A 10,295-nucleotide genomic window follows, 5' to 3' on the forward strand; every position below is an offset into this window, starting at 1 on the left:
CAGGGATGGGTTTACGGCGTGTCCTGCAGCGGACTGCCCACGCCTCCCCACTTTGAGGAAGGCGCTGACGGAGCGCTTGATAAACCTTATTCCGCCAGCATTGCCGCCAGCTTCTCGCGCGCCGGGCCAGCCAACTTCGGGTTATCCAGCGCGAACCGGATCGTCGCCTCCACCAGCCCCAGGTGCGTACCGCAATCGAAGCGGGTGCCCTCGAATCGATAGGCATCGACCTCTTCGGTCTTCAGCAGCTGCGCGATCGCATCGGTCAGCTGGATCTCACCACCGGCACCGCTGCCGGTCTGTTCCAGCAACTCGAAAATCTTCGGGCTCAGCACATAACGGCCCACCACCGCCAGGTCGCTCGGCGCGTCCTCCGGCTTCGGCTTCTCCACGATCTCCGAAATGCGGCCCTTGCGGCCATCAAAGGCCTCGGTGGCCACGATGCCGTAGCTGGCGGTCTTTTCGTGCGGCACGTCTTCAACGGCGATCACGCTGGCACCACTGGCCTCGTTGAGATCGGCCATCTGCTTGAGCGCACCCGCACCGCGGTTCCAGATCAGGTCGTCCGGCAGCAGCACGGCGAACGGCTCGTCACCGATCACGGCTTTGGCGCAGAGCACCGCATGCCCCAGGCCCAGTGCTTCGGCCTGCGTCACGAAGATCGCGCGGACGCCTTCGGGCAGCACGTGGCGGATGAGTTCCAGCTGCTCCTGCTTGCCGGCGCGCTCGAGCTTCTGTTCCAGCTCGTAGGCCTTGTCGAAATAGTCGGCGACTGCATGCTTGTAGCGGTTGGTGATGAACACCAACGTATCGCAGCCGGCCTCGATGGCTTCATCCACGGCGTACTGGATCAGCGGCCGATCAATGATCGGCAGCATCTCCTTCGGCACGGTCTTGGTTGCTGGCAGAAAACGCGTCCCCAGCCCTGCCACCGGGAAAACCGCTTTGCGGATTCGCTTGCTCATTGGTACCTGTTGGCCTCACGTGCCGGAAAGGGCAGGACTTTAGCGGATGAAATGTAAGCATCCTGTGCGATTGGCGAAAACTCCGGCATGGTCGCAAACAGGATCTCCTGGATGCTGGCAGTGTCGTAGCTGGCAATCGCCTCGCGCAGGCGCGGGACATTGCCCAGCACCAGATCGCGCGAGAACGTGCGCACGCCGGCCTCGAGAATCTTCGGGTGCGCGGTTGAGCGATAGTCCTCATCCGAATAGAACAGCGTCTCGTGCAGCTTCTCGCCCGGGCGCAGGCCGGTATAGATGATCGGAATGTCCTTGTACGGCTGCTTGCCGGCCAGGCGGATCATCTGTTCGGCCAGCACGCGGATCGGCACCGGCTCGCCCATGTCGAGGGTATAGATCGCACCGTGCGATGCCGACGCGGCCGCCTGCAGGATCAGCTGGCAGGCCTCCGGGATGGTCATGAAGTAGCGGCTGACTTCCGGATCGGTAACGGTCACCGGCCCACCGCGCAGGATCTGCTCGCGGAACAACGGCACCACGCTGCCGGCCGAGGCCAGCACATTGCCGAAACGCACGGTGACGAAACGGGTGTGCGTGGACTTCTGGTCCAGGCTCTGGCAGATCATCTCGGCGTAGCGCTTGCTGGCACCCAGCGCATTGACCGGGTCCACCGCCTTGTCGGTGGAGATGAAGACGAAATGCTCGACGCGCGCCTCCAGGCAGGCCCGGGCCACGTTCTCGGTCGCCAGGATATTGTTGCGCACCGCTTCACGCAGCTGGCGCTCCAGCACCGGCACATGCTTGTAGGCCGCCGCATGGAACGCCGTATCCACCGTATGCAGTGACAGTGCGTGGCGGATCACGGCCGGGTCACCACAGTCACCCAGCACGGCTTCGATCTCGACATCCGGGAAACTGCGGCGCAGTTCGTCCTCGATGGTCAGCAGCAACAACTCGCTGATCTCCAGCAGGATGATGCGGCCAGCACCATGGCGCGCGCACTGGCGGCACAGTTCCGAGCCGATCGAGCCACCGGCCCCGGTCACCATCACCGTACGTCCACCCAACCAGCCACGGATCAGGTTCCAGTCCGGCATGATCGGCTTGCGGCCGAGCAGATCTTCGATCGCCACTTCCTTCAGCTGCCCGGGAAGCGACTGGCCCTGCAGGATGTCGCTGAGCTTGGGCACGGTGCGGAACGGCACGCCCGTGCTTTCACAGATGGCCACGATCCGCTGCATGCCGGCGGCATCCAGCGAGGGCATGGCAATCACCAGCAGCTTGGCCGCGGTCTCGCGGACCACGGTGGGCGCGTCGTCCAGGGTGCCAAGGATAGGCAGGCCCTGCAGCTTGGCCCCGCGCAGATGGGGGGCGTCGTCGAGCAGGCCGACCGGCTCGAAGTTGCCCGAGCGCCGCAGGTCACGCACCAGCGTCTCAGCCGCCTGGCCCGCGCCGAGGATCAGCACGCGACGTGCGCTGGAATCGGACTGCAGCGCCTGATAGTCCTTCCAGGCCCGGTACAGCAGGCGTGGCGCGCCCAGCAGGGCCGACAGCGCGAACGGATAGATCACCAGCACCGACATCGGCACGCCATCGAAGCGCTTCCACATCAGCACCAGCACGATCGCGACCATGCCGATGAAGCTGGCCTTGAAGATGTTCAGCAGGTCGCTGACGCTGGCAAACCGCCACAGTCCGCGGTAGAGGCCGACGCGCCAGAACACCAGGCCCTGCAGCAGCAGTACCAGTGTGGTGTCGATGTTCCAGAGGGGAAGCTCGGGCGCGTTGGGCAGGATCGAGTAGCGCCCTGCGTGGAGCAGCTGCCAACATGCCCAGACCATGAACAGGTCGTGGCAGACGATGGCCGAACGCGGCATCAGGCCGAGGATTCTGTCCCGCCAGGGTGAAGCCATAAGTCAGGTATTTCCTTGTCGATGGCGCAATCCATTGCGCAGGAGGAGCCAGAGGACGCTCAGCGCACTGAACCACGCGATCGCCACGACAGCCTCCCACCTCGGCTGCAATTTGGAGCAGACAACAGTCACTGTAATACTGAACAGACCCAAAGCAAAGTACATCCCTGTCACCCGGGCGTGACTGGCTCCTGCCTGCACCGCGCGCTGGTAGACATGCTGGGTATGGGGTTCCATCCAGCGTTGTCCTGAAATGATGCGCGCCAGCAGTGTGAAGCCTGCGTCCACAAGGAAGGCCGAGGCCGGCACCAGCAACAGGAGCCAGTTGATGTCCGTGCGTACGCTGGCGATGGCCAGCACGGCCGCAACCGCATAGCCCAACGCGCCACTTCCGACATCACCCATGAAGATCCGCGCCCGCGGAAAATTGAACGGCAGGAAGCCCAGGCAGGCCAGGCCCAATGCCAGGGCCGCAAGCGAATAGGGCCAGGGCAGAAGCGGAGCCAGTCCCAACGCGACAACAATCGCCTGGCTGGCGGCAATGCCGTTGATCCCATCCATGAAATTCCAGATGTTGATCAGCGAGGCGGTGAACAGCAGCACCAGCCCAGCCAGCAGCCAGCTGCCACCGTTGGCCTTGACCAGCATGGCCAGCAGCGCTGCCGCAATGAAATGCACCAGCAGGCGGCGCAGGGCAGGCAGGGGCCTGTGGTCGTCCCACCAGCCGATGCCGGCCACCAGGACCAGGCCAAGGCTGGCGACCAGCAGGCTTGGCGCGGCGTCCGGCCAGGCCACCATGGCCACGCCCGCCGTAACCAGCAGGCTGATAACAATGGCGATACCACCGCCGCGCGGTGTCGCCACGCTATGGCTGCGGCGCTCGCCGGGCTGGTCCAGCAACTGCCGGCGCACGGCGTAACCGCGGGCGGCCCAGGTCAGGGCCGCGCTCAGCAGGGCCAGCCCCAGCAGCGCCCCCATCACGAACCACGGCATGGATCAGAGCACCGCGTAGTTCAGCAGCGGCTTGACCGTCCCCCACTCCTTGCAGCTCGGGCACTGCCAGTGATGCGTCCGCGCGCCGAAACCGCAGCGGGTGCAGCGGTAGGCCGGGTTGCGCACCAGCAACTGATCGGTGATGTGCTTGAGGTCGTGCAGGGTGGCCGTGGAGTCGGCGCCTTCGGCCAGGGTCAGGTCGATCAGGGCGGATTCGCCACGCACCGACGGACGATCCTTGAGCTGGCGCCCCAGGTAGGCACGGGCCGGTGCCACGCCTTCCTGCTCTTCCATCAGTCGGGTCAACGCCAGTACCGGGGCGATGCCGCGATAGTGCTCGGTCATTTCCGACAGGAAGGCACGCGCGCCCGCCAGGTCACCGACCTTGCGATAGTTCGCCATCAGCGCCGGCAGCAGCTCGGGCAGGTACTCCGGATCGTTGCGGGCCGCGCGCTCGAACGCGCGCACCGCAGCTTCGGCGTTGCCGGCATCGGTCTCCAGGCGACCCTCGATGATGCCCGCGCGCACCGACATCGCATCGGCCTGGTAGGCACGGGCGATCGCTGCCCTCGCCTCTTCCAGCTTGCCGGCGCCACGGAAGCGCTCGGCCAGCTCGCACTCGAACTGACCGATCAGCTTGCCCATCGGCTCGCCGGTCACGTCCTCGAAACGGGTCGCGTTGTCGATCGCCTTTTCCCAGTCGCGCTCGGCCTGGTAGATGCCGATCAGGTGCTTGAGCGCCTGCGGGGCGCGCTGGTCCAGCTGCGCAAGTTCGGTGAACACGGTCTCGGCACGGTCCAGCAGGCCGGACTTCATGTAGTCCTCGCCCAGCGCCAGCAGGGCCTGCACGCGCTGCGCATCACTCAGATCGTGGCGGTTGACCAGGCCCTGGTGCAGGCGGATGGCGCGGTCGACTTCGCCGCGGCGGCGGAACAGGTGGCCGAGCGCGACCTGGGTCTCGAAGGTTTCCTTGTCCAGCTCGGCGATATGCAGGAACAGCTCGATGGCCTTGTCCGGCTGCTCGTTGAGCAGGTAGTTCAGGCCCCGGAAATAGGTGCTCGACAGGCGGCTGACCTGGCTGTCACCGTGACGCTGCCCGCCGCGCCGACCGATCACCCATCCCGCCACTGCAGCCAGCGGGACGAACAGGAAAAACCACAGCCACTCGGTGACGAATTCCATCTTCGATCAGCGTCCGTCAAAAGATTGGGAGGAAACACCCGCGGCCGGCGTCGCCGCCCCGGACTTGTTGGCACGGCGCAGCTGGCTGTAGAGCGGAATGACCACGCTCACCAGCACCAGGCCGGCGCCGACAATGACACCCACCAGAAGTGCGGCGATCAGCGCCACGCCTACCGAAGTATGCAACTGGGTGAAAAGCAGGTTGATCGACATCGCGGTCATGTTGACCGCACCGATGATCAGCCCAAGGATCAGGACCGCCAGCAGGACCAGCAGACGAAAAACCTTCATGCGAGAGCTCCAGTGGCAGGAGTCCGTAGCTTATCCGACTCGCGGCTTGATTCGCACGCGGTGGCGCGACGGGAGGCTCAGGCCGGATCAGCGTCCAGCGGCAGCACACTGCTGACCCGCTCGCGCAGTTCCTTGCCCGGCTTGAAATGGGGAACATGCTTGCCCGGCAGGGCAACCGATTCGCCGGTCTTCGGGTTGCGACCCAGGCGCGGCGGACGATAGTGCAGCGAGAAGCTGCCAAAACCACGAATTTCGATGCGATCCCCGGCGGACAGCGAACCGCCCATCATTTCCAGCAACGACTTCACCGCCAGATCGACATCATCGGCCTTCAGGTGCGCCTGGCGGCGCGCAAGGATTTCGATCAGTTCGGATTTGGTCATCACCGGCTCACATCAGGGGCATCTCAGCCTGAAACGGCCCGGGCAAACGCCCGGGCCGTCCAGGAAACAACGTACAGCGTAAGGCCGATTACTCGGACTTGTTGCCGTTCAGCTGTGCACGCAGCAGCGCGCCCAGCTGGGTGGTGCCGCTGGAAGCCGAAGAGGACTGGTATTCCTCCAGCACTTCGCGCATTTCCGCGTCGTCCTTGGCCTTGATCGACAGCTGCAGGGTACGGCCCTTGCGGTCCATGCCCACGAACTTGGCTTCGACCTTGTCGCCGACCTTCAGGTGCTGGGTGGCGTCGTCAACGCGCTCGTTGGCGATGTCGCGTGCCGAGACGTAACCTTCGATGCCGTCAGCCAGCTCGATGATCGCGCCCTTGGCGTCGACTTCCTTCACCACGCCTTCGACCTTGGAGCCCTTCGGATTGGCAGCCATGTACTGGCCGAACGGATCCTGCTCCAGCTGCTTCACGCCCAGGGAGATGCGCTCGCGCTCCGGATCGACAGCCAGGACGACGGCGTCCAGGGTATCGCCCTTCTTGAAGTTGCGAACGACGTCTTCGCCGGTGGTGTTCCAGCTGATGTCGGACAGGTGGACCAGGCCGTCGATGCCGCCGTCCAGGCCGATGAAGATGCCGAAGTCGGTGATCGACTTGATCTGGCCCGACACCTTGTCACCCTTCTTGTGGGTGGCAGCGAAGGTTTCCCACGGATTGGCGGCAACCTGCTTCATGCCCAGCGAGATGCGGCGACGCTCTTCGTCGACGTCCAGGACCATGACTTCAACTTCGTCACCGACCTGCACAACCTTGGACGGGTTGACGTTCTTGTTGGTCCAATCCATCTCGGAGACGTGCACCAGGCCTTCGACGCCCGGCTCGATCTCGACGAACGCGCCGTAATCGGTGACGTTGGAGACCTTGCCGAAGACGCGGCTGTTGGCCGGGTAACGACGACCGATGTTGTCCCACGGATCCTCGCCCAGCTGCTTCAGGCCCAGCGAAACGCGGTTGCGCTCGCGGTCGAACTTCAGCACGCGGACGTCCAGCTCGTCGCCGACGTTCACGACTTCCGACGGGTGACGCACGCGCTTCCACGCCATGTCGGTGATGTGCAGCAGGCCGTCGATACCGCCCAGGTCCACGAACGCGCCGTAATCGGTCAGGTTCTTGACGACACCCTTCAGGATCGCGCCTTCCTGCAGCTTGTCCATCAGCTGCTCGCGCTCTTCCGAGTGCTCGCTTTCGACGACAGCGCGGCGCGAGACCACGACGTTGTTACGCTTGCGGTCCAGCTTGATGAGCTTGAACTCGAGTTCCTTGCCTTCCAGGTAGGCCGGATCGCGCACCGGGCGCACATCGACCAGAGAACCCGGCAGGAAGGCGCGGACATCCTTGATGTCCACGGTGAAACCACCCTTGACCTTGCCGCTGATGCGGCCGGTGATGGTTTCGTTCTTTTCCAACGCTTCTTCCAGCTCGTCCCACACCATCGCGCGCTTGGCCTTCTCGCGCGACAGGACGGTTTCGCCGAAGCCGTTCTCGATCGAGTCGAGGGCGACCTTGACGATGTCGCCTTCGGCGACGTCGATTTCGCCAGCGTCGTTACGGAACTGTTCGATCGGCACGATGCCTTCGGACTTCAGGCCAGCGTTGATCACCACGACGTCGCCGCGGACTTCAACAACGGTACCGCTGACGATGGCGCCCGGCTTCAGCTTGGCCAGGTTGGCCTGGCTGGCTTCAAACAGTTCGGCAAATGATTCGGTCATTAGATTTACTCTGTTGGACACATGGGTCGGTGGCGTCCCCTTCAGGGGAATGGCGACCGCCCGCCTGTTGGTCGACCCCGGAAACGCAGGTCGTGTGTAGTAGGAAAACCGCCACGCATCATTGCGCGACGGAGCTGGTACAGCACTGCTATGCGCGACCACCACCGATGCTGCTGGCAGTGCTCCCGCGCGAACGGATCAGGCAGCCGGAACCGGAAGCAGATCCATCACTCTGGCAACGACATCTGCGATGCCGATGCCTGTGGTGTCGATGAGGACAGCATCGTCTGCCGGCTTCAGGGGCGCCACGGTACGCTGAGCATCACGGGCGTCGCGGGCCATGATCTCGCGCAGGAGGTCATCAAAGTTAACAGAAACCCCCTTGTCTTTCAACTGCTTATGCCGGCGCTCGGCGCGCTCCTCGGCACTGGCGGTCAGGAAGACCTTGTAGGAGGCGTCCGGGAAGATCACCGTGCCCATGTCGCGGCCGTCGGCGACCAGGCCGGGCAGCTCCCTGAATGCGCGCTGGCGCTCTTTCAGCGCAGCCCGCACCTCGGGAATGGCCGCGATGGCCGAGGCCAGCGCCCCGGTGGTCTCCAGGCGCAGCTCGTCGGTGGCATCGGTACCGTTCACCATGACCCGCATCGACTCGCCCTGTTCAACAAACTGAACGTGGGTATCGAAGGTGCAGCGCACCAGGGCCGACGCGTCGGAGGTATCGATGTCGGCCCAGCTCGCAGCCACGCCCACCGCCCGGTACAGCGCGCCCGAATCCAGGTAATGCCAGCCCATCCGGCGCGCGATGATGCGGCTGATGGTACCCTTGCCAGCCCCGGAAGGGCCGTCGATGGTCAGGACGGGAGCGAGTGGATTCATGGGGTTCCCAGAGCGTTCGAAGGGGTCATTCTAGCCCCTGCCCGACGCCCCCAGCGGGATCTTTTGTGCAACCACTTGAAACCATGAGGAAAAGCCCGGTAGAATGGCGGGCTTGAACGAGCGTCAACTGCCGATTGTCTTTCGCATATCGCGGCCACGCTCCACCCGAACAACTACTGTTTACGCCGAGGTATGCCATGAAAGTCCTGTCCTCCCTGAAGTCGGCGAAGGCCCGTCACCGTGACTGCAAGGTCGTGCGTCGTCGTGGCAAGATCTTCGTCATCTGCAAGTCGAACCCGCGTTTCAAGGCGCGTCAGCGCTAAGCCTCACAGCCTTCCGGCTGCGGCTGGCCCTACGCGGGGCCGACCCGATGCAAGAAACCGCCTTCGGGCGGTTTTTTGTTTTATGCGGCTTTTTCCTGCCGATTTTGCTGTAATCGCCGTTCTTGACCACTGGGGAGTAGATCGAGATGAAGCGTTACCTGTCCGCCCTGGCAGTGATGGCCACCCTGGCTGCCGCCACTCCGGCGCTGGCCGATACCCTGCTTGTCGACCGTGCCCGCGAGAAGCCGGCCGGTGCCCTGCCCGTGCGCGGCCAGAGCATGCAGCAGGTGCAGGCGCAGTTCGGTGCGCCAAGCGAACAGCTGCAGCCGCGCGGCGGGCAGAAACGGCAATGGCCGACCATCAACCGCTGGGTCTACCCGCAGTTCACCGTCTACTTCGAGAAGCAGAAGGTGATCGACGTGGTGGCCAACCAGGCGGACCCGAACGAAGTCGGCCCGAAACCACCGATCCGTTGATCCCTTTACTACCCGCCGTGGGCGGGCCTGTGTAGCGAGACCATGAACCAGACCCTTCGTTTTCCTGCCGAGTGGGAAGCCCAGAGCGGCGTCCTGATTGCCTGGCCCACCGCCGACACCGACTGGGCCGAGCGCCTGGGCCAGGTGGAAGAGACCTACATCGCCCTGGTCGCGGCCATCACCCGCTTCCAGCCGGTGCTGATCTGCGTGGCCGACGACGACGTGGAGACCTATGCCGAGATGCGGCTGCGCTCCAACCGCATCGACATGGACAAGGTCCACTTCACCACGGCGGCCTACGACGACACTTGGCTGCGCGACTCCGGCCCGATCACCCTGCGCCGCGCTGATGGCGGCTTCCAGCTGCTGGATTTCCGCTTCACCGGCTGGGGCGGCAAGTTCGACGCCACCCTGGATGACCAGCTGGTGGGCGTGCTCGACCAGGCCGGCGTGTTCAACGACGCACCGGTGCGCAGCATCCCGTTCGCGCTGGAGGGCGGCGGCATCGAGACCGACGGCGAAGGCACCCTGCTGACCACCTGGAAGTGCCTGCACGAGCGCCACCCGGACCGCGACCGCGCCAGCCTGAGTGCCGACCTGGCCGACTGGCTGCAGCAGGACCGCGTGCTGTGGCTGGACCACGGCTACCTGGAAGGCGACGACACCGACGCCCACATCGACACCCTCGCCCGCTTCGCCTCGGCCGACAGCATCGTCTACCAGGCCTGCGACGACGAGAGCGACTCGCACTATGCCGAGCTGCAGGCGATGGGCAACGAACTGGCCGCGCTGCGCACCAAGGATGGCCAGCCGTACCGCCTGTTCCCGCTGCCGTGGGCACAGCCGGTGATCGACGAAGGCCGCCGCCTGGCCGCGTCGTACGCCAACTACCTGATCGTCAATGGCGCGGTGCTGATGCCGGCCTATGGCGACCCGGCTGACGACCTGGCGCGCGACGTGCTGGCGCAGGCACACCCGGGCCGCGAGATCGTGCAGGTGCCCTGCCGCTCGCTGATCTGGCAGAACGGCAGCCTGCACTGCATCACCATGCAGCTGCCGGCAGGGTTGTTGAAGGCCTAAGGATTGGTAGTGCCGGCCGCTGGCCGGCAACCATGCAATGCC

General features: G+C 64.7%; 11 protein-coding genes. 3 read left to right on the top strand and 8 right to left on the bottom strand.

The window, feature by feature from the left end; genetic code table 11:
• Positions 1–86: 86 nt before the first annotated feature.
• The 8 genes from galU to cmk all read right to left on the bottom strand — a co-directional run bounded on the left by galU (position 87) and on the right by cmk (position 8,374).
• Entirely contained in the window at positions 87–965 is an 879-nt protein-coding gene (gene galU / locus QRO93_RS20180) for a UTP--glucose-1-phosphate uridylyltransferase GalU (protein WP_053511274.1), read from the bottom strand.
• Positions 962–2,875: a nucleoside-diphosphate sugar epimerase/dehydratase gene (locus tag QRO93_RS20185; protein WP_164087767.1), complete on the bottom strand. Its 1,914-nt coding sequence runs from the start codon at positions 2,873–2,875 to the stop codon at positions 962–964. Before QRO93_RS20185 ends, galU begins: the two co-directional genes overlap by 4 nt.
• Positions 2,876–2,878: 3 nt before the next feature.
• A complete protein-coding gene (locus QRO93_RS20190) occupies positions 2,879–3,868 on the bottom strand; it encodes a glycosyltransferase family 4 protein (protein ID WP_180880658.1) in 990 nt (329 codons plus the stop codon).
• Positions 3,869–3,871: 3 nt separating this feature from the next.
• Positions 3,872–5,050 (bottom strand): lipopolysaccharide assembly protein LapB, encoded by a 1,179-nt coding sequence (gene lapB, locus QRO93_RS20195; RefSeq protein ID WP_006430997.1) that lies wholly within the window; start codon positions 5,048–5,050, stop codon positions 3,872–3,874.
• 6 nt (positions 5,051–5,056) lie between these two features.
• On the bottom strand, positions 5,057–5,341 hold the full coding sequence (locus tag QRO93_RS20200) for a LapA family protein (RefSeq protein WP_006430981.1): 285 nt from the start codon (positions 5,339–5,341) through the stop codon (positions 5,057–5,059).
• A gap of 77 nt (positions 5,342–5,418) precedes the next feature.
• On the bottom strand, positions 5,419–5,724 hold the full coding sequence (locus tag QRO93_RS20205; protein ID WP_005409286.1) for an integration host factor subunit beta: 306 nt from the start codon (positions 5,722–5,724) through the stop codon (positions 5,419–5,421).
• An 88-nt stretch (positions 5,725–5,812) separates the two neighbouring features.
• The gene (gene rpsA / locus QRO93_RS20210; RefSeq protein ID WP_005416230.1) at positions 5,813–7,498 is read right to left on the bottom strand and encodes a 30S ribosomal protein S1; all 1,686 of its coding nucleotides are present in this window, start codon (positions 7,496–7,498) and stop codon (positions 5,813–5,815) included.
• Positions 7,499–7,696: 198 nt separating this feature from the next.
• Positions 7,697–8,374, bottom strand: coding sequence for a (d)CMP kinase (gene cmk / locus QRO93_RS20215; RefSeq protein WP_008265652.1), 678 nt, complete (start codon positions 8,372–8,374; stop codon positions 7,697–7,699).
• A gap of 197 nt (positions 8,375–8,571) precedes the next feature.
• Between cmk and ykgO the strand changes: the two genes are divergently transcribed.
• The 3 genes from ykgO to QRO93_RS20230 all read left to right on the top strand — a co-directional run bounded on the left by ykgO (position 8,572) and on the right by QRO93_RS20230 (position 10,253).
• Positions 8,572–8,697: a type B 50S ribosomal protein L36 gene (gene ykgO / locus QRO93_RS20220; RefSeq protein WP_005409283.1), complete on the top strand. Its 126-nt coding sequence runs from the start codon at positions 8,572–8,574 to the stop codon at positions 8,695–8,697.
• A gap of 176 nt (positions 8,698–8,873) precedes the next feature.
• Positions 8,874–9,173, top strand: a complete 300-nt coding sequence (locus QRO93_RS20225; RefSeq protein WP_404830627.1) for a hypothetical protein — start codon at positions 8,874–8,876, stop codon at positions 9,171–9,173.
• Positions 9,174–9,215: 42 nt separating this feature from the next.
• Positions 9,216–10,253 (top strand): agmatine/peptidylarginine deiminase, encoded by a 1,038-nt coding sequence (locus QRO93_RS20230; RefSeq protein ID WP_053449516.1) that lies wholly within the window; start codon positions 9,216–9,218, stop codon positions 10,251–10,253.
• The last annotated feature ends 42 nt before the right edge of the window (positions 10,254–10,295 follow it).

It is taken from the genome of Stenotrophomonas maltophilia group sp. Smal17 (assembly GCF_030237045.1).
GTDB classification, from domain to species: domain Bacteria; phylum Pseudomonadota; class Gammaproteobacteria; order Xanthomonadales; family Xanthomonadaceae; genus Stenotrophomonas; species Stenotrophomonas forensis.